This is a genomic window from Frateuria defendens (assembly GCF_001182895.1).
GTDB lineage: Bacteria > Pseudomonadota > Gammaproteobacteria > Xanthomonadales > Rhodanobacteraceae > Frateuria_B > Frateuria_B defendens.
Genome location: NZ_LFQR01000031.1, coordinates 1 through 24,752 on the forward strand (window position 1 = coordinate 1; position 24,752 = coordinate 24,752).

At 71.8% G+C, this 24,752-nt stretch carries 22 protein-coding genes; 5 read left to right on the forward strand and 17 right to left on the reverse strand.

The features are described from left to right. Window positions 1-276: 276 nt before the first annotated feature. The 9 genes from cydC to hemW form a co-directional block, all read right to left on the reverse strand. Complete coding sequence (gene cydC / locus ACH65_RS05080; protein WP_064504817.1) at window positions 277-2,049, reverse strand: thiol reductant ABC exporter subunit CydC; 1,773 nt, start codon at window positions 2,047-2,049, stop codon at window positions 277-279. Continuing rightward, entirely contained in the window at window positions 2,046-3,779 is a 1,734-nt protein-coding gene (cydD, locus tag ACH65_RS05085) for a thiol reductant ABC exporter subunit CydD (protein WP_049621497.1), read from the reverse strand. The genes cydC and cydD overlap by 4 nt, the downstream gene beginning before the upstream one ends. Before the next feature lie 69 nt (window positions 3,780-3,848). Further along, the gene (locus tag ACH65_RS05090) at window positions 3,849-4,061 is read right to left on the reverse strand and encodes a hypothetical protein (RefSeq protein ID WP_049621498.1); all 213 of its coding nucleotides are present in this window, start codon (window positions 4,059-4,061) and stop codon (window positions 3,849-3,851) included. Window positions 4,062-4,077: 16 nt separating this feature from the next. Further along, on the reverse strand, window positions 4,078-5,211 hold the full coding sequence (gene cydB / locus ACH65_RS05095; protein WP_049621499.1) for a cytochrome d ubiquinol oxidase subunit II: 1,134 nt from the start codon (window positions 5,209-5,211) through the stop codon (window positions 4,078-4,080). Window positions 5,212-5,215: 4 nt separating this feature from the next. Then, window positions 5,216-6,796: a cytochrome ubiquinol oxidase subunit I gene (locus tag ACH65_RS05100; RefSeq protein ID WP_049621500.1), complete on the reverse strand. Its 1,581-nt coding sequence runs from the start codon at window positions 6,794-6,796 to the stop codon at window positions 5,216-5,218. Between the two features lie 830 nt (window positions 6,797-7,626). Continuing rightward, window positions 7,627-8,940, reverse strand: a complete 1,314-nt coding sequence (gene pepQ, locus ACH65_RS05105) for a Xaa-Pro dipeptidase (RefSeq protein WP_049621501.1) — start codon at window positions 8,938-8,940, stop codon at window positions 7,627-7,629. 313 nt (window positions 8,941-9,253) lie between these two features. Beyond that, window positions 9,254-9,604 (reverse strand): PilZ domain-containing protein, encoded by a 351-nt coding sequence (locus ACH65_RS05110; protein ID WP_049621502.1) that lies wholly within the window; start codon window positions 9,602-9,604, stop codon window positions 9,254-9,256. Beyond that, window positions 9,601-11,814 carry a DUF1631 family protein gene (locus ACH65_RS05115; RefSeq protein ID WP_049621503.1) on the reverse strand — a complete coding sequence of 738 codons (2,214 nt, stop codon included), beginning with the start codon at window positions 11,812-11,814 and terminating at the stop codon, window positions 9,601-9,603. The genes ACH65_RS05110 and ACH65_RS05115 overlap by 4 nt, the downstream gene beginning before the upstream one ends. A 64-nt stretch (window positions 11,815-11,878) precedes the next feature. After that, on the reverse strand, window positions 11,879-13,051 hold the full coding sequence (hemW, locus tag ACH65_RS05120) for a radical SAM family heme chaperone HemW (RefSeq protein ID WP_049621504.1): 1,173 nt from the start codon (window positions 13,049-13,051) through the stop codon (window positions 11,879-11,881). 83 nt (window positions 13,052-13,134) lie between these two features. On the opposite strand from hemW, the gene ACH65_RS05125 reads away from it, so the two are divergent. Then, window positions 13,135-13,359 (forward strand): AbrB/MazE/SpoVT family DNA-binding domain-containing protein, encoded by a 225-nt coding sequence (locus ACH65_RS05125; RefSeq protein ID WP_049621513.1) that lies wholly within the window; start codon window positions 13,135-13,137, stop codon window positions 13,357-13,359. 2 nt (window positions 13,360-13,361) lie between these two features. Beyond that, window positions 13,362-13,808: a type II toxin-antitoxin system death-on-curing family toxin gene (locus ACH65_RS05130; protein ID WP_049621505.1), complete on the forward strand. Its 447-nt coding sequence runs from the start codon at window positions 13,362-13,364 to the stop codon at window positions 13,806-13,808. On the opposite strand, the gene rdgB is transcribed toward ACH65_RS05130, so the two are convergent. After that, window positions 13,795-14,409, reverse strand: a complete 615-nt coding sequence (gene rdgB, locus ACH65_RS05135) for an RdgB/HAM1 family non-canonical purine NTP pyrophosphatase (RefSeq protein WP_049621506.1) — start codon at window positions 14,407-14,409, stop codon at window positions 13,795-13,797. The genes ACH65_RS05130 and rdgB overlap by 14 nt on opposite strands. A gap of 5 nt (window positions 14,410-14,414) precedes the next feature. Next, window positions 14,415-15,146 (reverse strand): ribonuclease PH, encoded by a 732-nt coding sequence (gene rph, locus ACH65_RS05140; RefSeq protein WP_049621507.1) that lies wholly within the window; start codon window positions 15,144-15,146, stop codon window positions 14,415-14,417. 73 nt (window positions 15,147-15,219) lie between these two features. Between rph and ACH65_RS05145 the strand changes: the two genes are divergently transcribed. Both ACH65_RS05145 and ACH65_RS05150 read left to right on the forward strand, forming a co-directional pair. Further along, the gene (locus ACH65_RS05145) at window positions 15,220-16,080 is read left to right on the forward strand and encodes a YicC/YloC family endoribonuclease (protein WP_049621508.1); all 861 of its coding nucleotides are present in this window, start codon (window positions 15,220-15,222) and stop codon (window positions 16,078-16,080) included. Between the two features lie 336 nt (window positions 16,081-16,416). Then, the gene (locus ACH65_RS05150; protein ID WP_237561446.1) at window positions 16,417-17,538 is read left to right on the forward strand and encodes a hypothetical protein; all 1,122 of its coding nucleotides are present in this window, start codon (window positions 16,417-16,419) and stop codon (window positions 17,536-17,538) included. 228 nt (window positions 17,539-17,766) lie between these two features. Here the strand turns inward: ACH65_RS05150 and ACH65_RS05155 are convergent, their stop codons facing one another. The 5 genes from ACH65_RS05155 to ACH65_RS05175 form a co-directional block, all read right to left on the reverse strand. Further along, window positions 17,767-18,414: a BON domain-containing protein gene (locus tag ACH65_RS05155; protein WP_049621509.1), complete on the reverse strand. Its 648-nt coding sequence runs from the start codon at window positions 18,412-18,414 to the stop codon at window positions 17,767-17,769. Between the two features lie 174 nt (window positions 18,415-18,588). Further along, a complete protein-coding gene (locus tag ACH65_RS05160) occupies window positions 18,589-21,138 on the reverse strand; it encodes a cation-translocating P-type ATPase (RefSeq protein WP_237561447.1) in 2,550 nt (849 codons plus the stop codon). A gap of 21 nt (window positions 21,139-21,159) precedes the next feature. Then, window positions 21,160-21,669 carry a flavodoxin family protein gene (locus ACH65_RS05165; RefSeq protein ID WP_049621510.1) on the reverse strand — a complete coding sequence of 170 codons (510 nt, stop codon included), beginning with the start codon at window positions 21,667-21,669 and terminating at the stop codon, window positions 21,160-21,162. 138 nt (window positions 21,670-21,807) lie between these two features. Beyond that, window positions 21,808-22,041, reverse strand: a complete 234-nt coding sequence (locus ACH65_RS05170; protein WP_049621511.1) for a hypothetical protein — start codon at window positions 22,039-22,041, stop codon at window positions 21,808-21,810. 86 nt (window positions 22,042-22,127) lie between these two features. Then, window positions 22,128-22,913 (reverse strand): universal stress protein, encoded by a 786-nt coding sequence (locus ACH65_RS05175; protein WP_049621512.1) that lies wholly within the window; start codon window positions 22,911-22,913, stop codon window positions 22,128-22,130. A 130-nt stretch (window positions 22,914-23,043) separates the two neighbouring features. Here ACH65_RS05175 and ACH65_RS05180 point away from each other — a divergent pair, with 130 nt between their 5' ends. Continuing rightward, window positions 23,044-24,390, forward strand: a complete 1,347-nt coding sequence (locus tag ACH65_RS05180) for an alpha/beta fold hydrolase (RefSeq protein ID WP_082190144.1) — start codon at window positions 23,044-23,046, stop codon at window positions 24,388-24,390. Window positions 24,391-24,397: 7 nt separating this feature from the next. Here the strand turns inward: ACH65_RS05180 and ACH65_RS18800 are convergent, their stop codons facing one another. Further along, the gene (locus ACH65_RS18800) at window positions 24,398-24,565 is read right to left on the reverse strand and encodes a CDP-archaeol synthase (RefSeq protein WP_161805589.1); all 168 of its coding nucleotides are present in this window, start codon (window positions 24,563-24,565) and stop codon (window positions 24,398-24,400) included. Window positions 24,566-24,752: the final 187 nt, after the last annotated feature.

The window sequence follows — 24,752 nt, forward strand, 5'->3', positions numbered from 1 at the left end:
AGATGAGCGAAACCCCGGCCTTCGGCCGGCCAGATCGCGCCAACGTTTCGCTTCAAAAACCCAGCCGTGTGGCGCTGCGTGCCCCGCTTCGCGGTGGTGAAGCATCTCCGGCCTGCGCCGAAACGCCGAGCAAGAGCGAAGTAGCTGCATTGCCGCGAGCACCCGCCCCTCACCCCAGCCCTCTCCCCAGCGGGGAGAGGGAGCAAAAGCGGGCGCGCCAGGCTTGTGGGCGGGGAGCGAGGGAAAAGCGGAGGCAGCGTGGCGAAGGCAGCGGCCCTACGCCGACACCTCGGCCCCACTCTCCACATCCCGCCGCGCCCGATAAACCTCCGCCGCCACCCGCTCCACGATGCGCCCCCCCGCCATCACCGCCACCTCGTCCACCAGCGTGGACAAGCCGCCCAGCCGATGCGTGATCAGCAGCACGCTGCGCCCCTGCATCGCGGTAGCCAGCGCCTGGTACAGCGCGGCGGCGGTGCCGGCGTCGAGGCCTTCGGTGGGTTCGTCGAGGATCAGGATCGGCGCATCCGCGAGCAGGGCGCGGGCGATGGCGATGCGGCGGGCCTCGCCGCCGGAGACGCGGGTGCCGTTCTCGCCGACCCAGGTGTCCAGGCCCTCGGGCAGGCTCGCCACGTAGTCGCCGAGCTGGGCCTGCGCGATGGCCGCGTCGAGCTGCGCGTCGCTGGCGTCGGGGCGGGCCAGGCGCAGGTTGTCGCGCAGGCTGGCGTCGAACAGGTAGGGCTGCTGCTCGACCACCGCGATGCGTGCGCGCACGTCGTCGCCCTGCCATGCCGCGTAGGGCTGGCCGCCCAGGCGGATCTCGCCCTGCTGGTAGGGGTACAGGCGCAGCAGTGCGCCCACCAGGCTGCTCTTGCCGGCGCCGGAGCGGCCGAGCAGGGCGAGGCGGCGGCCGGGCGGCAGGGCGAGGTCCAGGCCGTCGAGCACCCAGGGGCCGTGCTCGTCATAGCGCAGGCGCAGCGCGCGCACGTCCAGCCCGTGGTCGGCCACGGCGGGCGAGGGCGCCGCCGGCTCGGCGATGGCCGGCGCGGTGTCGGCGAGGGCGAACACGCGGCGCGCCGCGGCCAGCGTGGCGCCGAGCTGCGCCCACGCGGCGGGCAGCGGCGCGATGGCCTCGAAGCCGGCCTGGGCGAGCAGCGCGAGCATGGCGAGGTCCGGCCCGGTCAGCGCGCCGCGGCGCAGCGCCGGCACGCCGAGCAGCAGCGCGGCGATCACCGCCAGCTGCGCCGCGAGCGCGATGCCGGCGCCGCCGAGCGCCTGCAGGCCGTCGGTGCGGCGGCGTGCCTGCTGCAGGCGCGCGGTCAGCGTGGCGACCCGTGCGGCGTGGGCACCCTCGGCGCCGTACAGCGCGAGTTCGGCGCGGCCGCGCAGGCCGTCGGCGGCGAGCGTGCGCAGCGACTCGGCGGCGGCCACCGCCTCGGCGCCCGGCGCCTCGCCGCGGCGCAGGGTCCACCACGGCAGCAGCAGGCCGCCGGCCGCGAGCAGCAGAAGCAGGCCCAGCGCCAGCCACGGCAGGTAGGCCAGCGCGACGGCGAGCACCGCCAGCGTGGCCGCCGCGGCCACCGCCAGCGGCACCAGCACAGCGAGGTAGGCGTGTTCGAGCGCATCGACGTCGGCGCGCAGGCGCGAGAACAGCTCCGCGCTGCGCAGCGCGCCCAGCCGGGCCGGCGCCAGCGGCACCAGCCGGCCGAACAGCCACACGCGGAACTCGGCCAGCGCGCGCAGCGTGGCCTCGTGCGTCACCAGCCGCTCCACGTAGCGGCCGCCGGTGCGCAGGATGGCGAACAGGCGGATCAGCGCGGCCGGCGTGTAGTAGTTGATCGCGCTGCCGCCGACGCCGGCCAGCGCCATCGCGGTGATGAAGTGGCCGGAGACGGCGAGCAGGCCGATGCCGGCCAGCATGCTGAGCAGGGCCAGCGCGGCGCCGCCGGCCAGCCAGCCGCGCTCGCGGCGCAGCAGGCCGAGCAGGCGGCGCAGGATCGCCGGCGCGCCGGCGGCGTTCGGGATATCCATCGGCGGACGGGCGTTCATGCCGCGCGGTCCGCATCGAGCAGGCGGGCGAAGGCGCCGCGCGCCGCACGCAGCGTCGCCACGCGGCCGCTCTCGACGATGCGCCCGCCGGCCATCACCGCCACGCGCTCCTCGTCGGCGAGGTTGTCCAGGCGGTGGGCGATGCGCAGCACGGTGCGGCCCGCGGCCAGCCGTTCCAGCGCATGGTCGATGGCGGCGGCGGTGGCCCGGTCGAGGTGCTGGGTGGGTTCGTCCAGCAGCAGCAGCGGGGCGTCGCGCAGCCAGGCGCGGGCCAGCGCCAGGCGCTGCGCCTCGCCGCCGGAGAGGCCCTGGCCGCGCTCGCCCAGCGGCGTGTCCAGGCCCTGCGGCAGGCGCGCGATCACCGTCGTCAGCGCGGCGGCCTGCACGGCGCGCTGCAAGGCTTCCTCGCCGGCCTCGGGCGCGGCGACCAGCAGGTTGTCGCGCAGGCTGCCGCGGAACACGTGCGGGCGCTGCGCCACCCAGGCGATGTGGCGGCGCCAGGCGGCCGGGTCGAGCAGGGCGAGGTCCTCGCCGTTGACCGTGATGCGGCCTAAGTCCGGCGCGGCGAAGCCCATCAGCAGGGTGAAGAGGGTGCTCTTGCCGCTGCCGCTGGTGCCGACCAGGGTGAGGCGGGTGCCGGCCTCCACGGCGAGGTCGATGTCGTGCAGCACCGCGCGCCCGGCGCTGTAGCCGTAGCCCACTCGCTCGAAGGCCAGTGCGATGCGGCGGTTGGCGAAGGGGCGCACGCCGGCGGGCTCGGTGGGCGTGGCGTGGTCGTCGGCGAGCAGTTCCATCAGCCCTTCCGCCGCGGCCACCGCGTCCATGCGCTGGTGGCGCTGGGCGCCCAGCGCGCGCAGCGGCAGGTAGAACTCCGGCGCCAGCAGCAGCACGAACAGGCCGTGCTGGAAGTCGAGCCGGCCGGCCAGCAGGCGGAAGCCGATCAGCACCGCCAGCACCGCGATGCTCACGGTGGCGAAGAACTCCAGCACCAGCGCGGAGAGAAAGGCCACCCGCAGCACCGCCATGGTGTCGCGCCGGTAGGCCTCGCCGGCCGCGGCGAGCGCGGCCTGCTCGCGCGTGGCGGCGCGGTAGAGGCGCAGCGTGGTGAGGCCGGAGAGCGCGTCCATGAAGCGCGCGCCGAGCCGGCGCAGCCGCGTCCAGCGCCGCTCGCTGGCCTGTTGCGCGCTGCGGCCCACCAGGATCATGAAGACCGGGATCAGCGGCGCGGTGAGCAGCAGCACCAGCGCCGCCCACGGCACCGCGGGCAGCACCGCGAGCAGGATCACCACCGGCACCAGCGCGGTGAACGCCACCTGCGGCAGGTAGCCGGCGTAGTAGGGCGTGAGCGCCTCCACGCCGTCGACCAGCCGCGTGACCAGGTCGCCGCTGGACTGGCGCGCCGCCCACAGCGGGCCCAGCGCGCGCAGCCGGGTTTCCAGCGTCTGGCGCAGCCCGGCGCCGACGCGGGCGCCCGCCTCGAAGGTAGCGCGCCGCTGCCACAGCGAGAGCGCGAAGCGCGCGGCGGCCACCGGCGGCAGGGTCGCCAGCGCGGGCCACAGCTCCGCCAGGCCGCGGCCGGCGAAGATCGCCTGCGCCAGCACGTAGGCCACCAGCCACGCGCCGGCACAGACCAGCACCGCCTGCGCGGCGCCGGCGGCGATGCCGGCGGCGAGCAGGCGGCGGACGGGGCGCGCGCGTTCGCGCAGCCAGCGGACGGGTGTCGGACTCATGCGGGCTCCAGAAACTAAGGAAGGCCGGCGCTGGGCCGGCCCTCCCCAGGGCACTACATGGTAAGCCGCTCAGTCGTGCCTGGCCGCGGCTGCGGCTTTGCGTGCCGCCTGCTCGTCCTGGGCGTCCAGCAGCATGCCGCCGGCGGCGGCGATCAGCACGATCATGGTGGTGCCGATCAGCCAGGCGAAATACCAGGCGCCCACTTCGCCCAGGGTGATGGCCATCAGGATCACCACGAAGGCGATCAGCATGAAGAGCGCGAATTGCAGGAAGGTTTTCATGGCGTGTCCTCGGGGCTCAATAGGCGTGTTCGTCGGCGGCCACGTGGTCGGCCTTCACCTTGCCGCGCATCACGTAGAAGGCCCAACTGGTGTACCAGAGGATCAGCGGCACGAAGACCAGCGCGAAGCCCAGCATCCAGCCCAGCGTGAGCTTGCTGGAACTGGCGTTCCACACCGTGAGGCTCTGCGCGGGGTGGCTGCTGGAGGGCAGCAGGAACGGGAACAGCGCCACGCCCGCGGTGCCGATCACGCCGATCCAGGCCACCGCGCCCAGCCACCAGGCGAGGTGCGAGCGGTTGGCGCTGGCGGCCAGGAAGCCGAGCAGCAGGCCGGCGAAGCCGAGCACCGGCACCAGCCACAGCGCGGGATGGGCGTGGAAGTTGGCGAACCACGCGCCGGCCGCCACGCTCACGCTGCCCTGCAGCGGGGTCTGCGGCACGCCCGGGGCCGGGCCGCCGGTGAGCGTGTAGCCCTGCATGCCGTGCACCCAGAAGCCGCCGATGGCGAACAGCACGACGGCGGCGATCGCGGTCGCGCGGGCCACGTTGCGGGCGCGGCCGTAGATCGGCTCCTCGGCGCCGCTCATCATGGTGGTGGCGCCCATGTAGGCCGCCATCACCACCGACAGCAGGCCGCACAGGATCGCGAACGGGTTGAGCAGGGCCAGGAACGAGCCGGTGTAGAACGAGGTGAGGTTCCACTCGAAGTGGAACGGCACGCCCTGGAACAGGTTGCCGAAGGCCGCGCCAAACACCAGCATCGGCACGAAGCCGCTGACGAACAGCGCCCAGTCCCAGGCGTTGCGCCAGCGGGGCGAGGGCATCTTGCTGCGGTACTCGAAGCCGAGCGGGCGGATGATCATGCTCCACAGGAGCAGCAGCATCACCACGTAGAAGCCCGAGAAGGCGGTGGCGTAGATCAGCGGGAAGGCGGCGAACGCGGCGCCGCCGCCCAGGATGAACCACACCTGGTTGCCGTCCCAGTGCGGGCCGATGATGTTGAGCGCCACGCGGCGCTCCATGTCGGTGCGGCCGACGTAGCGCAGGATGGCGCCCACGCCCATGTCCATGCCGACCATGGTGCCGAGGCCCATCAGCAGCACGCCCAGCAGCAGCCACCAGATGGATTGCAGAGTTGCGTAGAGTTCCATGGGATCAGCCCTCCGCCTGGCCGGCCAGACGGGCCGCTTGCGGTTCGATGGATGGGGAAGGAGCGTGCTCGTCGTCGGGACCGCGGCGGATGGTGCGCACCATCAGGTACATCTCGATCACGATGAAGACGGTGTACAGCGACACGAAGCCGATCAGCGAGAAGATCATGTAGCCGAGGCTGTGGGTGGAGGCGGACATCCAGGTCGGCAGCACGCCGTACACCGTCCACGGCTGGCGCCCCAGCTCGGCCACCAGCCAGCCGGTCTCGTTGGCGATGAACGGCACCGGGATCATGCACACCGCGATCTTGAGCAGCCAGCGCTGGCGCTCGACGTTGTTGCGCATGGTGTAGATCAGCGCCAGCACGAAGAAGGCCAGCATGCAGAGGCCGAGCACCACCATGGCGCGGAACGACCAGAACACCGGCGCCACCTGCGGGATGGTGTCGCGCGAGGCGGCGGCGATGTCCGCCTCGGTGGCCTTGGTGACGTCCGGCGCGTAGCGCTGCACCAGGAAGCCGTAGCCCAGATCCTTCTCGTGCGCCTGGAACTGCGCCAGCGCGTCGGCGTCGCCGGGCTTGGCCGAGAGCACCTGCAGCGCGCTCACCGCCGGGATGCCGTTGCGGATGCGCTCGGCGGCGGTGCGCTCCAGCTCGTCGATGGCCGGCACGGTGCCGTCCAGCGAGTGGGTGACCAGCAGCGACAGCGCGTAGGGCACCTGGATCACGCCGTAGTTCACGTGGTCCTTCTGCGAGGGGAAGGCGATGGCGTTGAACGGCATCGGCGCCTGCTCGGTCTTCCACAGGCCCTCCATCGCCGCCAGCTTGGTCGGCTGCGCCTGGCCGCCGATGAAGCCCAGCGCGTCGCCCAGCGTGATCACGCCGGCGGTGGCCAGCACGCCGAACAGCGCCGCCATGCGGAAGGAGCGGCGGGCCAGCTCCACGTGGCGGTTCTTGAGCAGGTACCACGCGCTCACGCCGGCCACGAAGATCGCCGCGGTGACGTAGCCGGCGATGCTGGTGTGCACGAACTTGGCCTGCGCGTCGTGGTTGAAGATCAGGTCCGGCAGGCTGGTCAGCTCCATGCGCAGGGTGACGGGGTTGAAGTGCGCCCCCTCCGGGTTCTGCATGAAGCTGTTGGCGATCAGGATCCACAGCGCCGAGAGGTTCGAGCCCAGCGCCACCAGGAAGGTCACCGCCAGGTGCTGGCCGCGCTTTAAGCGATCCCAGCCGAACGCCATCAGGCCGACGAAGGTGGATTCGAGGAAGAACGCCATCAGGCCCTCGATGGCCAGCGGCGTGCCGAAGATGTCGCCCATGAAGCTCGAGTAGAACGACCAGTTGGTGCCGAACTCGAACTCCATGGTGAGGCCGGTGGCCACGCCGAGCGCGAAGTTGATCAGGAACAGCTTGCTCCAGAACTGGGCGATCTGCTTGTAGATGGCCTTGCCGCTGACGACGTAGACCGTCTCCATCGCGGCCAGCATGAAGGACATGCCGAGGGTGAGCGGGACGAACAAATAGTGATACAGCGCGGTCAGCGCGAACTGCAGGCGTGACAGGTCGACGACGCTTGGGTCATGCATGGCGGTGGTTTCCTTACGGCGATGCGGAAGTCCGCAGCACCGGCCGGCGGCGCTGCGGAACGAAGGTGTGCTGGGCATGCGCGCGGCGGGCGACGGCCTGGCGTCGGCGGGGCGCAAGGGAGAGCGAAGGGTGGCCGTGGGCCGGCAGGCGGGCCCTGAGTCGGCTGGCTGGTGTCCGCTGCACGAACATCGTCACCCCCTTGGTCGTGGTCGATCCTACTGGCATGGCGAGGGCTGGGGAAACATCCGGGACAGCGGAAAAAGTGCGCGGGGGCACAACGGTGGCCATTGTTCCCGGCCGATCCGCCCGGTTCTTGATCTCGGTCAAGACTCTTTCCGTTTCCGGTGCCGCTGCGTCGAACGGCCGCACGAGTGGGCGTGGAGCGGCGGCGCGGTGTGACAGGGCGCGGTGGAGTGGTGCGAAGGAGGGAAGGGGTGCCGGGGGCGTGCGCTGCGGTTTTTCGGCGAAGCGCACATCGCTTCGCAGGGAGCGTCGCGGCCAGCGTGTTCCCCCATCTCGTCGTTTCTCGGAGCCGGGCTTCTCCGGGCCGGCGCCGTCCGAGGCGCCTCCCCCGCGAGCCCCGGCGGGGAGAGGGGGCAGGCCGCGTCGGGCTTCAAGCTGCCGTGCTCTGCGCCCTCTCCCGCGGAGGAACGGATCGCGTCGAGCTTCGCGGTGCCGCGCTTTGCTTCCTCGCCCCGCCGGGGAGAGGGGCCGCGGTGAGGGGCGGGGCTCGTGGAAACGCTTGTTCGAGGCGCGGGCGCTGCGCCCGAGTTCCGCCCCGGACTTCCATCTTCCGATCGAGGCCGCGCTCGATCCGGCGCGGCGAAAGTCAATCCAGCGCGGCGAAAGCGCCGCGCGTGAGGTTCTCCGGCTCCGCCCCGGTGCACACCACGTTGTCCTCGATGCGGATGCCGCCGTAGGGGCGCAGGCGCTCCACCCGCGCCCAGTCGATGTCGGCTGCCACCGGCCTGCCGCGCAGTTCGTCCAGCAGCATGTCGATGAAGTACAGGCCGGGCTCGATCGTCACCACCATGCCCGGCTCCAGCGTGCGGGTCATGCGCAGGTAGGGGTGGCCCTGCGGCTTCGGGATCGTGCCGCCGCGCTCGCTCTGCTGGAACCCGGCCACGTCGTGCACCTGCAGGCCGATCGGATGGCCCAGGCCGTGCGGCAGGAAGGCGGACGTGACGCCGGCCTCCACCGCGCTCTCCGCGCTCAGGCGGATCAGGCCGTGCTCGCGCAGCACGCCGGCCAGCACGTGGTGGGCGTGCAGGTGCAGCGCGGCGTAGCTCTGCCCCGCGCGCACCTTGCCGGCGAAGCCGCGCTGGGCGGCGTCCACGCTGTCGATCAGCGCCTGGAACTCGGCATGGCCGGCGGCCGCGTAGGTGCGGGTGATGTCGCTGGCGTAGCCCGCGCAGCTCGCGCCCGCGTCGATCAGGAACGAGCGGCTCTCGGCCGGCGGCGTGCGGTCGAAATGCGTGTAGTGCAGCACCGCGCCGTGCTCGTTGAGGGCCACGATGCTGGCGTAGGGCAGCTCCTCGTCGATCTGCCCGGCGGCGGCGAGGTAGGCCAGGTGGATGCCGAACTCGCTCTCGCCGGCGCGGAACGCGAGCTCGGCGGCGCGGTGCGCGCGGGCGCCGCGGCGGTTGGCCTCGCGCATCAGCGCCAGCTCGTACGGGCTCTTGATGCTGCGCTGCCAGTGCAGGGCGTCCACCACTGCCTGCGGGTTGACGGCCTCAATGCCTTCGATGGGCGGGCAGGCCGGCGCGATCACCGCGCGGCGGCCGCCCGGCAGCTGCGCCAGCGCCTCGGCCGCGCTGCGCACGATGGCGATGTCGAAGTGCTCCACCCAGTAGCCTTCGGGCGCCGCCGGCACCACGTGCCAGTAGTCGCGCGGCTGCAGGAACACCAGCTTGGGCTTCGCGCCCGGCGTGTGCACCACCCAGCTGCCCGGCGCGTCGGTCAGCGGCAGCCAGTGGCGGAAGTGCGGGTTGGCGACGAAGGGGTAGTCCTGGTCGTCGAGGAACTTGCCGGGCGGCGTGCCGGCGGCGATCAGCAGGTGGTCGTAGCCGCCGGGCGCCAGGGCCCGGTCCGCGTGCTCGCGCAGGGCGGCCAGGTGCTGGGCGTAGAGGGGGGCGAGAGGCATGCGGGTTTCCTGGGGAGCGGGGCGGCGCGGCGCCGCCCGGATGGGAGGCCGGCGAGGCGGCGATGATCGCGCGCAGGCTGTCCGCTGCCAACCGCCTTGGCTTGGCATGTGCGTCGAAGGCCGGCGTCTTCCATGTGCTTCGACGGCGGGCGTGTACATGACGACGCGGCCGGCATCGCTCGCCGCGGGGCCCGGTTCGCGCCGGATGCCCGCTTTACCGCGCCGTCGAGTGCCGGGCCTGTCGCTGCGTGCGATGCCCGCGGCTCCGGCATCCACGGGGACGACGTGCAGCGATGGACCGGCAGGCCGGCTTTCAGGTCGGCAGCGCCAGCCAGGCGCCGAGGCGCGCGGTGTCGCCCTCGCTGATCGAGACGATGCGATAGCCGGCCCATACCTGGCCGGGCGTGCCGGCCTGCTCGTGCCATTGCTCCTGCACGCCGACCACGATGAACTCGCGCCCGTCGTCGAGGCCGGGCAGGGGCAGGCGCAGCTGGTAGATCGCCTCGCTGCGCGGTGGCGTGTCGCTGATCAGCAGCATGCCGGTGGCGGAGAGGTTGCCGAGCTGGCCGAACGGGCGGCCGGCGATCACGTCGGTGACCTGGGCGGTGAAGTCCACGCGCTTGCGGTGCGTGCGGCGCTGTTCGTGGTGGTCGCGGGAGGTCATGGCCGGGCTCCCGTGGCCGGGCGGGCCGCCTGGCGCAGGCTGCCAGTGAGCGCGTGCCAGGCGCGGTCGAGCAGGCTGTCGGGGCCGCGTGCCGGCAGCTCGCGGATGCGGCCCTCGTCCAGCGCGCGGGCCAGCCCGGCCAGGCTCAGTTCCTCCGCGCGCTGGCCGCGGCGGGTGACGAACAGGCTGTTGCCGGAGACCGGCGAATACCAGGCCAGCTTGCGCCGGCTGGCCGGGCGGCCGGCGGCCTCGGCGAACTCGAACCAGCTGCCGAACGGCAGCGTGCGCAGGCGCTCGTGCAAGGCGCGCAGGGGCGCGGCCATCGCATCGGTCACGTCGGGCGGGGCGGCGCTGGCATCGCTGCCGGCGGTGGTCGCATCGCCGGCGGTGGCCGTGTGGCTGGCAGGCGCGGGCGGCGTGGCCGTTGCGGATTCGCCGGCCTGCTCGCCCAGCCGCTGGTGCTGCTTCAGGCGCATGGCGAGCTGGGTGGCGCTGGGCGCGGCGGCGGCCTCGCGCCCGGCGAGCAGGCGCTGCGCCACCTGCGCGGCCTCCTCGCCGTGCATGCCGATCTGCTGCAGGCCGGCTTCCACTTCGCTTTGCAGCTTGCCGCGGTCGCCGGTGGGCAGGCGGCCGAGCAGCTGGTCGGTGATGGTCAGGCGCAGGCCGAAGATCTCGCTGTCCTCGCCGTGGCGCAGCAGGGTCAGTGCCAGCACGTCGGACCAGGCGCGTTCGAGCAGGGTGCGCAGCAGCCCTTGCGGCGGCGTCCTGGCGAAGCGCTCGGCCATCAGCGCGGCGGCGCGCTGGCGCGCCTGTTCCAGCCGCTCGCGGCCCTGCATCGCCTCCACGTGGCGGCGCTCGGCCAGCTGCGCCTTGCGCTTGAGATCCGCCAGCAACTGCTCGGCCTCGGCCAGCAGGGTGGCGTAGAGGGTCGCCTCGGGCGCTTCGCGGTGGGTGCGCTCGACCAGCGTCTCCAGCTTGCCGCGCAGGCCGCGATCGGCTTCGCTGCCGGCGTCGTCGATCCAGTCCTGGGCGATCTCGGTGACTTTGCCGAGCAGCTGGCGGGCAGGGTGTTCGTGCTGGTCGAAGAACTGCCGGTCGGCCACCGCCATGCGCAGCACCGGCAGTTGCAGGCCGCCGAGCAGGGCCTGCGCCTCGCCGTCCTGCGGCAGCTGGCCGGCGAGCTGCTCGAACAGCCGCGAGACCAGCTCCATGGTGTCGTCGTGCTCGGGCGTCAGCCGCGTGCGCGTCGCGCCGATCGGGCGGTCGGCGTTGAGCTGCCGCAGCAGTTCCTCGCGCAGGCGCTGGGCGCTGCGCAGTTCACGGCTGACCTGCTCGCCGACCTGGCCGAGGTGCCGTTGCAGGGCGCCCAGCGCGGTCTGCAATTCCCCGGCGGTGGCGGTGCGGCCGGTGGGTAGGCCCTCGATATGGCCCACGCGCTGGCGCGCCAGCAGTTCGCGCAGGCTGTCGAGCACGGCGATCGGCTCGCTGTGCACGGCCTCGGGGCGTGGCTCGGCGGCGGGCGGGCCATGCCGCACGGCGCGCGGGGCGGCGAATACGCGAAGGTCCGGCAGGATGCCGTCGCTGCGCAGGTGCTCGTTGAGCATTTCGTACAGCGGGGCCAGGCTGTGCAGCAGCTGTCCTTCCACGCTTTGCAGCAACAGCAGCTCGTGTTCGCCGGGCAGGCCCATCGCGCGGACGGCCTTGAGGAAGGCGGCGGCCATCGCCTGCGGCCCCACCGGCATCGCCTCGCCCTCCAGCGGCGGCGCGCCGATCAGCACCGCCAGCCGGTAGCCCAGTTCCAGCAGCGGCCGTCCGGCGCGCGCCTCGCTGCGCGACACCAGCTGGTCGAGGGCGCCGGTCAGCTCGTGCTCCAGCGGATCGAGCAGGGTGAGCGGCTGGAACGCGAGGGAAGCGGGTGCGTCGGCCGGCGCGTCGAGCCGCTCGAAGGCCTGCTCGACATGGGTGACGAAATGCCGGTCGAAGCCGTGCTGCTCGCGCAGCAGGCGCTGGCGCACGACCTCGAAGCGCTGCTGGTCGAAATGGGTGCGGGCGCGCTCGGCCTGCTCGTAGAGCCGGCGGTCGAAGTCGACCAGGCCGAGGCGCAGCGCCTCGTGCAGCCAGCGGCGGCTCAAGGTGCGCACGTCGTCCAGCAGGCGCCGGGCGCGGGGCGGCCAGCGCGTCTCGAGATGGCTCGCGGGTTCGACCTCCATGACGCCCTCCCCCAAAGGCACAAGGGCGCCAGTCTATGCCTGTTGTGCGAACGCTGTCACGGTATCAGGCCGCCCGGTCGAGGAAGGCCTCGATCACGTCGTTGAGGAAGCGCTGGCCGAGCGCGGTGGCGCGGAGCCGCTGCGGATCCTCGACCAGCCAGCCGCGCCGGCGCGCCTCGGCCAGCGGCGCGGCGATGGCCGCTTCGGGCAGGCCGGTGCGCTGGGCGAAATCGGCCATCGGCACGCCGTCGATCAGGCGCAGCGCGTTGAGCATGTATTCGAACGGCAGTTCGTCGCGGGCGACCGCGGCATCGCCGCCCACGCGGGCGGGGCCGGCGGCGTCGAGGTAGGCGCGCGGGTGGCGCGTCTTCCAGCGCCGGCGCACCGTGCCGGCGGCGGCGTCGCTCAGCTTGCCGTGCGCGCCGGCGCCGAGGCCGAGGTAGTCGCCGAACTGCCAGTAGTTGAGGTTGTGCCGGCAGCGCCGGCCTTCCTGCGCATAGGCCGACACTTCGTACTGGCGGTAGCCCGCCTCGGCGAGGCGCGCCTGGCAGGCCTCCTGCATGTCCCACGCCGCGTCGTCGTCGGGCAGCGGCGGCGGGTGGGCGGCGAAGGCGGTGTTGGGCTCCAGCGTGAGCTGGTAGTGCGAGAGGTGCGTGGGCGTCAGCGCGAGGGCGCGCTCCACGTCCTCCAGCGCGCCCGCCAGCGACTGCTCGGGCAGGGCGTACATCAGGTCGAGGTTGAGGTTGGCGTAGCCCGCGTCCTGCGCCGACTTCACCGCGGCCTCCGCCTCGGCCGCCGAGTGGATGCGGCCCAGGCGCCGGAGCTTGGCGTCGTCGAAGCTCTGGATGCCGAAGGAGAGCCGGTTGACCCCGGCGGCCAGATAGCCGTCGAAACGTCCGTGCTCGACCGTGCCCGGGTTGGTCTCCAGCGTGATCTCGCAGTCGTGCGCGAACGGCAGCCGCGCGCGGGCGCCGTCGAGGAAGCGGTCGATCAGCGCCGGCGCGAACAGGCTCGGCGTGCCGCCGCCGAAGAACACGCTGACGATCGCGCGCCCCCGCGCCGCGGCGCCGAAGTCGGCGAGGTCCGCATCGAGGTCGGCCAGCAGCGTCTCGACATAGGCCGCGTACGGCGGCGGCTCGCCGCGCAGCCCGTGCGAGTTGAAATCGCAGTACGGGCACTTCTTCACGCACCAGGGCATGTGCACGTAGAGCGAGAGGGGCGGGGCGAGCAGGGACATGGGGGGATTGTAGCCGATGCGCCGTGCGGCGTTAGCACATGCGTTATAATGACGACGGTCGAAACGAGGACGCCGCGATGAACCTGAAACTCAAGATCACCACCGTGGGCAACTCCGTCGGCGTGGTGCTGCCGCGCGAGCTGCTGGCACGGCTGCGGGTGGAGAAGGGCGACACGCTCTACGTCACCGAACTGCCCGACGGCATCAAGCTGGCGCCGTTCGATCCGGAGTTCGCGGCGAAGATGGAGGTGGCGGAGAAGGTGATGCGCCGCCGCCGCAACCTGCTGCACAAGCTGGCGGGCAGCTGACCATGCCGTTGATCTGGATCGATCACGCGCTGGTGCTGGCGATCCACGACCGTCAGTTGGCCGAGCATGGCGGTGCCGGCGGCGTGCGCGACGAGGGGCTGCTCGAGTCGGCGCTGGCGCGGCCGCAGCAGATGGACGCCTATGCCGACCCGGAACCGGATCTGGCGGATCTTGCGGCCGCGCTTGCACACGGCCTTGTGCGTAACCATCCGTTCATCGACGGCAACAAGCGCACCGCCGCGGTCGCCTGCGAAGCCTTCATCGAACTCAACGGCGGGCGGCTCGATGCGGAAGACGAGGCATTGTTCCCGCAATTCCTCGCCCTCGCCGACGGCCGCCTCCCCGCACCCGACTTCGCCGCCTGGCTGCGCGCCCACCTGCGCACCGAGCGCGTGCAGGAGCCGCCGGCACGCTACCGCGGCAAGGCCAAGGAGATCAAAGCTCGCTGAGCGCCAGCCCGCGCTCGGCCAGCCGCGCGTGCAGCTGGGCCAGCGCCTGGCCGCGGTGGCTCAGCCGGTTCTTCAGCGCCGAGTCCATCTCCGCCACGCTCTGCCCGTAGCCGTCGGGCAGGAACACCGGGTTGTAGCCGAAGCCGCCGCTGCCGCGGCCCTCGGTGAGGATGCGCCCGTGCCAGCGGCCCTCGGCGATCAGCGGCGCCGGGTCTTCCGCATGGCGCAGCAGCACCAGTACGCAGATGAAGAACGCGCCGCGCTGCGCCGCGGGCACGCCTTCCAGCTCGCGCAGCAGCTTGGCGTTGTTGGCCGCGGCGTCGCCGTGGCCGCCGCTGTAGCGCGCCGAGTACAGGCCCGGCGCGCCGCCCAGGTGCGGCACGCACAGGCCCGAGTCGTCGGCCAGCGCGGGCAGGCCGGTGGCCTGCGCGGCATGGCGCGCCTTGATGAGGGCGTTCTCGACGAAGGTGAGGCCGGTTTCCTCGGCGTCGCCGACGCCCAGGCTGCCCTGCGCGACCACCTCGAAGCCGCTGTCGGCGAACAGCTCGTTGAACTCGGCCAGCTTGCCGCGGTTGCTGCTGGCGAGGACCAGGCGCGCCATCGCTCTCAGCCCTCCGCCAGCGCCGCGCGCTGGGCGGCGACCAGTTCGGCGATGCCCTGCTCGGCCAGCGCCAGCATGGCGTCCATCTCGTCGCGTCGGAAGGCGTGGCCCTCGGCCGTGCCCTGCACTTCGATGAAGCCGCCGCCGTCGTTCATCACCACGTTCATGTCGGTATCGCAGGCGGAGTCCTCGGCGTAGTCGAGGTCGAGCACCGGCATGCCACGCCAGACGCCCACCGACACCGCCGCCACCGCGCCGATGATCGGGCTGCGCTTCAAGTTCTCGCGCTTCATCAGGAAGTTCACCGCATCCACCAGCGCCACGTAGGCGCCGGTGATCGCCGCGGTGCGGGTGCCGCCGTCGGCCTGCAGCACGTCGCAGTCCAGCGTGATCACGCGCTCGCCCAGCGCCTGGCGGTTGACGCAGGCGCGCAGGCTGCGGCCGATCAGGCGCTGGATCTCCATCGTGCGCCCGCCCTGGCCACCGCGCGCGGCCTCGCGCTGGGTGCGGCTGGAGGTGGCGCGCGGCAGCATGCCGTACTCGGCCGTCACCCAGCCCTCGCCCTTGCCGCGCAGCCACGGCGGCACGCGGTCCTCGATGCTGGCGGTGCACAGCACGCGGGTGTCGCCGAAGCTCACCAGCACGGAGCCTTCCGCGTGGCGGGTGTAGTGGCGTTGGAGGGTGACGGGGCGGAGCTGGTCGCTGGCGCGGCCGCTCGGACGGACAGGAAGGGTCATGCGGGAGCCTGGTTGGGCAAGAGTAGACGCGAGAGTTTACCATTGGCCCCCTTTTCCCAAGATCCGCAGGCCGATGATCCGCAGCATGACGGCTTACGCCTCCGCCGAATCCGCCGGCCCCGCCGGCACGCTCGGCTGCGAGGTGCGCACGGTCAACCATCGCTACCTCGAACTGAGCCCGCGCCTGCCCGACGACCTGCGCAGCCACGAGCCGCTGCTGCGCGAGCGCGTGGCGGCGCGGCTCTCGCGCGGCAAGGTCGACCTCACCATCCGCCGCAACGGCGAGGCGCGCGGCGCGGCGCTCGAAGTGGACGACATGCTGCTGGCGCGCCTGGCCGAACTGCAGCGCGAGCTGATGCCGCGCTTCCAGGGCCTCAACGTGGAGTTCACCGAACTGCTGCGCTTCCCCGGCGTGCTGCGCCAGGCCGAGGTCGATGCCGAGGCCCAGCAGGTCGCGCTGCTCGACGTGCTCGAGCGCGCGCTCGACGCGCTCACCGCCACCCGCGAGCGCGAGGGCGCCAAGCTCGCCGCGCTGCTGCGCGAGCGGCTGGACGGCATCGAGCGCATCGTGGCCCAGGTGCGCACCTGGATGCCGGAAATCCGCGCCGCGCTGCGCACGCGGCTGGAATCGCGCCTGGCCGACCTCGCCCAGCCCGCCGACCCCGGCCGGCTGGAGCAGGAGCTGGTGCTGCAGGTGACCCGCAGCGACGTCGACGAGGAACTCGACCGCCTCGCCACCCACGTCGTCGAGACGCGCCGCGTGCTCGGCCTGGACGAGCCGGTGGGCCGGCGCCTGGACTTCCTCATGCAGGAGTTCAACCGCGAGGCCAACACGCTCGGCTCCAAGTCCGTCGACAGCCGCACCACCCGCGCCGCGGTGGAGCTCAAGGTGCTGATCGAGCAGATGCGCGAGCAGGTGCAGAACATCGAGTAGTGTCCGGGGGCGCCTGGGGGCGCCCGGGAAAACCCTCGATTTCCATAAGGCCCGCCTTGAGCGGGCTTTTTTTGTGTCCGCGAGTGTCCCGGGGTGTCCAGTGAAATCCGAAGGTTGGCTTGTACCCCGTCACGCACCCGTGGGCGCGCAATGGGTACAAAAGGAAGCGCTGAGCCGCTTTGCGATAGAGAAATCGAGTGTTTGGATGTCCGAAAAGCCCCGGCACCGTACTGGCGCGGCGTACCCGGGGACGAATGCGAAGAGCGGGTTCACGGGTTGGATTGCGCAACCCGCATCGCGGGCGAAGAATGGGCACCAACGTCCGCAGGTGGTCCCGTGGAAACTGCAAAAGCGCCAGGCGTGAGTGCCGCGAGCGTGGTGGCCCTGCGGCTGTTCGACGTCGCCTATGCGATCGACCTCGATCGGGCTCGCACGTTGGGGGCCGCGCGGATGGCGACGGTCCCGCGGCGGCCCGGCGCAGGTCGTCGGGTAAAGCCCTCCGTTTCGTTCGAAGTGCCGCCGCTTATGTTGGCGCTGGGGACGGTCGAACTCGCCGTCGATGGGGGTTCGTGCCGGGGTAACGTCTCGGCGCGCCTGTACGACTTCGGGGTGGCGGCGATCTCCATTGCGGTTCCGGGTGACGGGCTGACATGGGAGGACTACGTCCGCCTGGTCGATGCCGTGGACCAGGCCACCTCTCCCGAGGCGGCCACGGACATGTGGAGAGGGCTGCGGCGGGCGCTGCTCGCGCTCGTCGGCCCGGCGCTCAGGCGCCCGGGAACCTCGGCGCTGGAGGAGGATTACCTGCTGGCGATCGTGGACCGATTCGACGAGCCGATGACGTCCGAAGCATTGTGGCGGCGCCTCGACCTCGCGCCGCTGCTCTCGGGCGAGCGCCGCCCGCTGGCCGTCACGGCCCGAGAGGATCTGCTGCGGCAACGGTTTTCCTTCTACGCCGACGATACTGTGGTATTGACCCGCGAGCGCGCCTTCATCCATGAGCCGGCCGGCGACTCGGGGGCCGCCGACATCCTGGAGGTGGCCAACGCGCAGCTGCTGGAGCTTCGCTACTACAACGCGCTGCTCAACGACGAGCTGCCACGCATGTACGACCTCGTGGCCCAGACCCGGCGCACCCTCTACGTGCTCGCCCCACACCGGTTGGCCAACCTGGCTCGCAAGCTCTATGCGCTGGTGGCGGAAGTGACCGAGTTGACCGAGAAAGTCGACAACACGCTGGAAGTGACGGAGGACGCCTACCTCGCGCGCATCTACACCGCCGCGCTCGAACTGATGCGCGTGCCGGCCATCGGCACGGCGGTGGATTGCAAGCTGGCGATCATCCGCGACACCTACGCGGCGCTCTACGACGAGGCTTCGGCGAGCCGGGCCGGTCTCCTGGAGACGACCATCGTGGTCCTGATCGTGGTCGAGATCGTGCTGGTGCTCGCGCGCTGACCGTGCGCCGCGGCCGGCTCAGCGCTATGGAACGGGCACGTTCGCCCGGTCGTTGCTGACGAGCAGGTACGGCCTGGTTCACCGGCGGTTTTTCCGTACCGAGAGCCGCTACCGGCGCCCGGAGACGGGCTCTCCGGGTCGGCTTCGACCGCGGACTGTCAGCCGCGTCGATGCGGCCGTCCGGTTGCCGGCACAGCGGTTTCACACCCTCGTGCCCGTTCGCGCCCTTCAGGATATGCGCACGCGGTTGTCGACGCTCTTGACGCCCGGAGTGGCCCAGATGGCGCGTTCGATGGCCCGGCGCTCGTCCCAGTCGTCCACCTCACCCTCGATCTTCACGGTGCCGCCGGTCACGTCGATCTGAATGCGATTGGCTTCGATTTCCGCATGGCGCTTCAGGGCGTCGACGATGCGCTGGTGGACGTTGCTCGTCTGCACCGCAGGGGAGAGGATGATGCTGTTGACGACGCCGATGACGCCGGACAGCTTGCGCACCTCGTATTCCGCGGCGCTCCGCTGATAGTTCCAGTCCACCTGCCCGCTGAGCGTCACCCAGCCGCCGGTCACTTTGACGTGGATGGCGTCGCGTGGCACCAGCGTGTCCCACTCAAGTACGTTGAGGGCGCGCTGGGCGATCTCGTCGTCGCGGACCTTCTTGTCGGTGGGCAGGCGCACTTCGATTTCCTGCGCGATGGCCTTGACCCCCTTCACGCGCCACGCCGCCCTTTCCGCGGCGATCTTCTGCATGTAGCTGGTGACATGGCCGGTGAGGGTCACCACGCCGTTCTCGGCCGTCACGCCGATGTCGTTGGCGTCGATGCTGGGCTCGAACTGGAGTTCGTCGAGCACGCTCTTGCGCAATGTCTGGTCGTTCATGGAAGTGACTCCCGATTGTGTGGTTGCAAAAAAAAACCGCACCTATGGAACCGCGCGCCTGTGCGTCTGCTCCCAGGGCGGTGTCTCCATGTCCGCTCCAAAGGCTATCGGTCGCCAGGGCCGGCCGCGTTGATCTTTATCAAGCGCGCAGGGCCTGATGAGGGAACGTGGACCTCACCGGCGCAGCGCCGCGACTCCGCGGCGCCATGCCTCGCACAGCAGGATGGCCAGTAAAGGGAGCGACACCGCCACCATGCCCAGGTCCGCCGGCGGCGGGGAGAAATGAAACCAGTGCTGGAAAGGGGGCAGCCGGACGGCGGCGACGAGCGTGCCCACAGCCGCCAGCGTCACGATCCAGAACGCAGGATTCGGCCGCCTGAGTGCATGCCACAGCGAAGTCCCGGAGCGGCTCAGCAAGACGAGGCCGAGATTGCCTACCATCAGCGCGGTGAAGGAGAGAGCCACCAGCTCGGATGCCGGCAAGCCATGGTGTCTACCCAGCAGGTAGACGGCGCCGACGGCCACGAACACCATGAGGCCCTGGGCGAGGCTGGCGGCGAATGCGGGGCCGTCGAGCAGGTGGCCGGCGGGCGGGCGTGGTGGGCGCCGCATCAGGTCCGCGGCGGGTGGCTCGCGCTCGAAAACGATCGAGCAGGAGGGGTCGACGATCAGCTCCAGGAACACCACGTGCAGCGGTGAGAGCACCAGCGGGCCGCCCGTCAGCAGCGGCAGCAAGGCGAGGCCGGTGATGGGTACGTGCACGGCGATGACGTAGCGCACGGCCCGCCTTATGTTGTCGTAGATCGCGCGCCCCAGCCGGATGGCGCGGACGATGGTCACGAAGTCGTCGTCGAGCAGCACGATCGACGCGGCCTCGCGCGCCACGTCGCTGCCGCGGCCACCCATTGCCACGCCTACGTGCGCGGCCATCAACGCGGGTGCATCGTTCACGCCGTCGCCGGTCATGGCCACCACCTCGCCGGCTTTCTTGAACGCGCGCACCAGGCGCAGCTTGTGTTCGGGACGCACCCGCGCGAACAGGCCGACCGTTGCGAGCCGGCGCCCCAGGGCATGCTCGTCCCACGCATCCATCTCGTGTCCGGTCACGGGGCCGCCACTTTCGTCCAGGCCGGCGGCGTGGGCCATGGCGAGCGCGGTCCCGGGGTGATCACCCGTCAGCATCACCACGCGAATGCCGGCGCTGCGTGCCTCGGCAACAGCGTCGGCCACGCCCGTCCGCAAAGGGTCGAGCAAGCCCACCAGTCCGCACCAGGTGAAGGAAAAGTCGGTCGCGGCGCCGGGCAGGGCGGCGGTGGCCGGCCAAGTGGCGCGGGCCACGGCGATCACGCGCAGGCCGCGGCGTGCCATCGCCACGGTTTGCGCCAGGGCATCGGCCCGGCGCGCCGGATCGAGCCCGCACATCATGGCGACGGCCTCGGGAGCCCCCTTGCAGACGACTGTCAACCGATTCGCACCCGGGCGACGCCATACATGGGTGTTCGCCAGCAGTGCGTCGGAGAGCGGGTATTCGCGCAACCGCTCCCAGGTTTCCGGCCGCGGCGCGCCTGTGTCGGCCGCGACTTCGCGAATGGCCCGCTCCATCGGGTCCAGCGGCAGATCCTGTCCGGCCCGGTCGGCGCACTCGAGCAAGGTGCGAAGGGCGGGCGACAGAGGGGGCGAGGGCGCGACGGGCTCGCCGGCCGCGACGAGCTCGGCCACCGTCATGCGGTTCTCCGTCAGCGTCCCGGTCTTGTCCGTGCAAAGCACGGTCACCGCCCCCAGCGCTTCGATGGCCGGCGCACGTCGCACGAGCGCCCGGTGTTTGGCCATGCGCCATGCGCCGAGCGCCAGGAACACCGTGAGCACTACGGGAAACTCCTCCGGTATGTTGGAGATCGCCAGTGTGATGCCGGCCAGCAGCGCCTGCAGCCAGCCGCCGCGGGTGAGCGCATACAGCACGACGATCAATGCGCAGGAGGCCAGCGCAAGCACGGTCACCCCAAGCACCACCCGCCGCATTTCCCGTTGCATGGGCGTGGGCTCGGTGCGGATCGTACGCAGGGCGGCGCCGATGCGTCCGACGGCCGTGTCGCGGCCAATGGCCACGACCTCCGCTTCCGCGCGGCCGCGCACGACGAGAGTACTGGCCCGCAGCAAGCCCTCGGCGCCATCGGTGGCGCGATGGCGAACCGGCGCGGATTCGCCCGTGAGCAGCGACTCGTCGACGTACAGGTCGGTGTCGCCGAGCACGCGAGCATCGGCCGCGATGCGGTCGCCCTCGGCGACCTGGATCAGGTCGCCCACCACCACCTCGCGAGCGGCAATGCAGCGGATCTCGCCGTCGCGCACGACCCGTGCGCGAGGAGCGCTCAGATCGCGCAGGGCCTCCAGCGCGCGTTCGGAGCGGAACGCCTGGTAGGCGGTCAGCGCAATCACCAGCAGTACCGAAGCCCCCAGAACCCCCGCTTCCCCGGGAACGCCCAGGAGCCAATAGATCGAAGCGGCGCCGAGCAGCAGCAGAATCATGGGCTCGCGCACCACGTCGGCCAGGACGACGAGCCGGCGACGCCGATCGGGTTGCGGCAATACGTTGGGTCCGTCGCGAAGCAGACGCGCCGCTGCCTCGTGGCCGGACAGGCCATGCGGCGGGGTGGCGCGGCGGGCCTGCGCGGCGGGAGTTTCCCCGCCGTCGCTCTCGCACGACGCCCGTCGGTTCACCGTCACGCTTGCCGGCCTCGCACGGCGTCAGGTGGGTGGCGAGTACGCCGAGGTCGACGGCGGCGTCTTCAAGTGGGCCACGAACTGCTGCATGGCCTCGCGATGATCGCCGGGCCGCAGGTGCCCGGCATCGACCGCGACAGTCGCCACCGGCAGGCGGTGGAAGAACGGACGCAGCTCCGCGAATGCTTCCTCCGCGCCGCGCCGCCCCTCGGTGCAAAACAGGGCCACGTCCTTCGTCTTCTCGCCCCATTGGCGCGCATAGGCGCGGACGGGGGACGCCGCGTGGCTGGCCCAGACCGGGCCGCCAAGCACCAGCAGATCGTAATCGGCGGGGTCGTGCTGCACGGGCAAGAGGGCGGGTTCGCGGTGGAGGAGGGTATCGACCATGGCGCGCCACATGCCGCTCAGGCCGTGCCGCGCATGCAGCTCGCGGATTTCCTCGACATCCGCGCCGACGGCGTCGCCGATTTCCTCGGCGAGCTTACGGGTGTTGCCGGTCATGGAGTAGTAAACGAGCAAGGTTCGTGACGTCATGGTGGCGTGCTCCTTATGTGGGGTGGGGCTGTGCCGCGCGGCGGCCGGGCGACGCGGCGTCTGCATGGCGGTAGGCGCGCGCTGGTGTCGCCGGCTCCGAGGCGGGCGCCATGGCGAGCGCGAGCAGCGGCGGGTCGATCATGGCCGCTTCGACGCGCCGGCGTCCTGCCGCATGATGCGGAAATCGCTCGCTGCGACGCCGAGGTCGTAGCCCTGGCCCGTGCCGGTGAGTGCCAGGGAGACCTTGCCCCGCGTGGCGACCTCGGCGGAGCCGGTCTCGATGTGCTCGACGCCGTCCAGGCCGTGCAGCAGGGTGATCAGGCTGTCGGTATCGGACTGGCTCCCGGTGATGCGCATTTTCACGGTGGGCATGGCGGGCTCCTGAGATGGCAGGGCGATTCTGGTGCCATCCGGCTCGCGCGCTGTTGACGCGGATCAAGCAGGCCGGCGCGGGGCGCTCAATGGGCCAACAGCAGAGGCACTTGGCTGTGGCCGATCGCGTAGCGCGTCGTACCGCCCAGGATCAGTTCGTTCGTGCGCGAATGGCCCCACGCGCCCATCACCAGAAGGTCGGCACCGGATTCGGTGGTCCAGTCGCACAGCGCGGCGCCGATGCTGCTGCTGCGCGAGGCGAGCAGGGTCTGCCAGTGCGCGGCGATGCCGCGCCGCCGCAGCCAGTCCCGCAGTGGCAGGCGCCCCGGAGCCTCGCCGGCGAGCACGGTTACCTTGGCTGCTGCGGCCAGCAGCGGATAGGCCGCCTGCACGGCGCGGGCGGCCTCGGCGGAGCCGTTCCAGGCCACCACCACCTTGCGCGCGGGCGAGGCGCGCCGCCATCCGTCGGGCACCAGCAGGGTCGGGGCGGTGCCGGCGAACAGCGCCCGGCTCAGGCGGTCCAGCCCCAGCGAAGCCCGCCCGCGCTTGGCCGGCAACCTGCCGAGCTGCAGGTTCGCCAGGCTGGTGCGGTGTGCCACCACACGCGGGAAGTAGCCCCTGGCCACCTCCCAGTCGCCATCGACGGAAGCGGCCCGGCAGCGCTCCAGCCACCAGTCCCGGCGGGCGAGGGCGGCCTGTTCCTCCTCGTCGAGGATGGCGAGCGCCTCGGGCAGCGCGGCGAGGTAAGGGTCGATGGAGATGACCTGCAGGCCGGTGACGAACGCGCCGTGCTGGCGCGCGAGGGCGAAGGCGTAGCGCAGCAGCCCCTTGTTGTCGGCGGCCGGGTCGATAGGCACGATGACGTCGAGCATCTTTGCGTCTCCCCCTCCTGTTCGCCGGGTCAGCGTGAGGGAGCGATGGAGGCATCGTGTTGATGCAGGTCAACACCCCGCGGTACCCGAGGCACAGGATCGAGCGGAAGCCGGAACGAGGGTGCCGCCCATGTCCGCCACCGATCCGCCGCGATCCCCGAGAGCCGCCGCCAATGGCCACCATCCCGTGCCGGATGCCGCCGAGGGTTTCCGCGACCGCACCGATGCCGCGCGCCGGCTGGCGCAGGTGCTGGCCGCCTACCGCGGCGCCCATCCCCTGGTGCTGGCGATACCGCGCGGCGGCGTGCCGATCGGCCGCATCGTGGCGGACGCGCTGGGCGGCGAGCTCGACGTGGTGCTGGTGCGCAAGCTCGGCGCGCCGGGCAACCCTGAACTGGCCATCGGCGCGATCGACGAACAGGGCCACGCGATGCTGGCCGACTACGCCGCCGAGACGGGCGCGGACGCGGCCTATGTGCAGGCGGAATCCGCGCGGCAGCTCGCCCTGATCCAGGCGCGCCGCGCCCGCTACAGCCCGGGGCATCCGCCGGTCGATGCCGGCGGGCGCACGGTGATCGTGGTCGACGACGGCCTGGCGACGGGCGCTACGATGCGCGCGGCGCTCGCCGCGGTGCGCGCGCAGCGGCCGGCCCGCCTGGTCTGCGCCGTGCCGGTGGCCTCGCCGCGCAGTCTCGATGGCGTGAAGGCCTTGGCCGATGAAGTCGTCTGCCTGGCCGCGCCACCCATGTTCCTCGCGGTCGGGCAGTTCTACGACCACTTCCAGGGCATCCCGGACGAGGAGGTGGCGCGGCTCCTGACCGCGCCGGGCGCGGAGGCAGCGCCGCGCGCCCGGCCGGTGCGGCTGCCGGTCGCCGGCCTGCAGCTGGAGGCCGATCTGTGTGTGCCCGACGGGGCGCTCGGGCTGGTGGTGTTCGTGCACGGCAGCGGCAGCAGCCGGCGCAGTCCGCGCAACCGCCTCGTGGCGCAGGCGCTCAACCGGAATGGCCTGGCGACGCTGCTGTTCGATCTGCTGAGCGAGGCGGAGGACGCCGATCGTGCCGCCCGCTTCGACATCGAGACGCTCGCCGGGCGACTGGCCGGCGCGGCTGCCTGGGTTGGGCGCGATGCGGCATTGTCGGGGCTTCCACTGGGGCTGTTCGGCGCCAGCACGGGGGCGGCGGCAGCCCTGGTTTACGCCGCCGCGCACCCGCGCAAGGTGCGCGCGGTGGTTTCGCGCGGCGGTAGGCCGGACCTGGCCGGCGATGCGCTCGGCCGCGTCGAGGCACCCACGCTGCTGCTGGCGGGCGGCGCCGACCGGCAGGTGCTCGCCCTGAACAAGTCGGCCATGGCTGCGATGAACTGCGAGGCGGAGCTGGTCATCGTGCCCGGCGCCGCCCACCTGTTCGAGGAGCCCGGCACGCTCGAACAGGTGGCTGCGCTGGCGGCGGACTGGTTCCGCAGCCACCTGCCGCGCTGAGGCCGCTTCACCATGGTGTGTCGCGCAGGCCCAGGCGAAAGGCCAGGCGGTTCACCGCCAGGTCGCCGAGCAGGCTGATCAACGCGATGGCCGGCACGTCGACGGCATGCAGCGCGGCGAATGGCCAGGCCAGCACCAGCGCGCCCGCCACGAAATCGAGCTGGTCGAACGGCACCCATCGCTTGATGTCGAGAATTTTCTAGGTCTCCCGATCCAAGGCACTGACTAGGATCAGCGGCGGCAACTTCGCATTTTGTACCCAGGTACCGGCAGGATCGCCGAGGGGATGTGCGTGAGTGATTCCGAAAAAAAACTTATGAGCGATGGATGCGCTTTTTCATCGGGGAGATAGTTCGTGACGC

What these genes read in the sequence shown, in the direction of transcription:
- cydC (WP_064504817.1), bottom strand. Translation starts at nt 2,049, where the DNA reads ATGAACGCCCGTCCGCCGATGGATATCCCGAACGCCGCCGGCGCGCCG.
- cydD (WP_049621497.1), bottom strand. Translation starts at nt 3,779, where the DNA reads ATGAGTCCGACACCCGTCCGCTGGCTGCGCGAACGCGCGCGCCCCGTC.
- ACH65_RS05090 (WP_049621498.1), bottom strand. Translation starts at nt 4,061, where the DNA reads ATGAAAACCTTCCTGCAATTCGCGCTCTTCATGCTGATCGCCTTCGTG.
- cydB (WP_049621499.1), bottom strand. Translation starts at nt 5,211, where the DNA reads ATGGAACTCTACGCAACTCTGCAATCCATCTGGTGGCTGCTGCTGGGC.
- ACH65_RS05100 (WP_049621500.1), bottom strand. Translation starts at nt 6,796, where the DNA reads ATGCATGACCCAAGCGTCGTCGACCTGTCACGCCTGCAGTTCGCGCTG.
- pepQ (WP_049621501.1), bottom strand. Translation starts at nt 8,940, where the DNA reads ATGCCTCTCGCCCCCCTCTACGCCCAGCACCTGGCCGCCCTGCGCGAG.
- ACH65_RS05110 (WP_049621502.1), bottom strand. Translation starts at nt 9,604, where the DNA reads ATGACCTCCCGCGACCACCACGAACAGCGCCGCACGCACCGCAAGCGC.
- ACH65_RS05115 (WP_049621503.1), bottom strand. Translation starts at nt 11,814, where the DNA reads ATGGAGGTCGAACCCGCGAGCCATCTCGAGACGCGCTGGCCGCCCCGC.
- hemW (WP_049621504.1), bottom strand. Translation starts at nt 13,051, where the DNA reads ATGTCCCTGCTCGCCCCGCCCCTCTCGCTCTACGTGCACATGCCCTGG.
- ACH65_RS05130 (WP_049621505.1), top strand. Translation starts at nt 13,362, where the DNA reads ATGCCGTTGATCTGGATCGATCACGCGCTGGTGCTGGCGATCCACGAC.
- rdgB (WP_049621506.1), bottom strand. Translation starts at nt 14,409, where the DNA reads ATGGCGCGCCTGGTCCTCGCCAGCAGCAACCGCGGCAAGCTGGCCGAG.
- rph (WP_049621507.1), bottom strand. Translation starts at nt 15,146, where the DNA reads ATGACCCTTCCTGTCCGTCCGAGCGGCCGCGCCAGCGACCAGCTCCGC.
- ACH65_RS05145 (WP_049621508.1), top strand. Translation starts at nt 15,220, where the DNA reads ATGATCCGCAGCATGACGGCTTACGCCTCCGCCGAATCCGCCGGCCCC.
- ACH65_RS05155 (WP_049621509.1), bottom strand. Translation starts at nt 18,414, where the DNA reads ATGAACGACCAGACATTGCGCAAGAGCGTGCTCGACGAACTCCAGTTC.
- ACH65_RS05165 (WP_049621510.1), bottom strand. Translation starts at nt 21,669, where the DNA reads ATGACGTCACGAACCTTGCTCGTTTACTACTCCATGACCGGCAACACC.
- ACH65_RS05170 (WP_049621511.1), bottom strand. Translation starts at nt 22,041, where the DNA reads ATGCCCACCGTGAAAATGCGCATCACCGGGAGCCAGTCCGATACCGAC.
- ACH65_RS05175 (WP_049621512.1), bottom strand. Translation starts at nt 22,913, where the DNA reads ATGCTCGACGTCATCGTGCCTATCGACCCGGCCGCCGACAACAAGGGG.
- ACH65_RS05180 (WP_082190144.1), top strand. Translation starts at nt 23,044, where the DNA reads ATGTCCGCCACCGATCCGCCGCGATCCCCGAGAGCCGCCGCCAATGGC.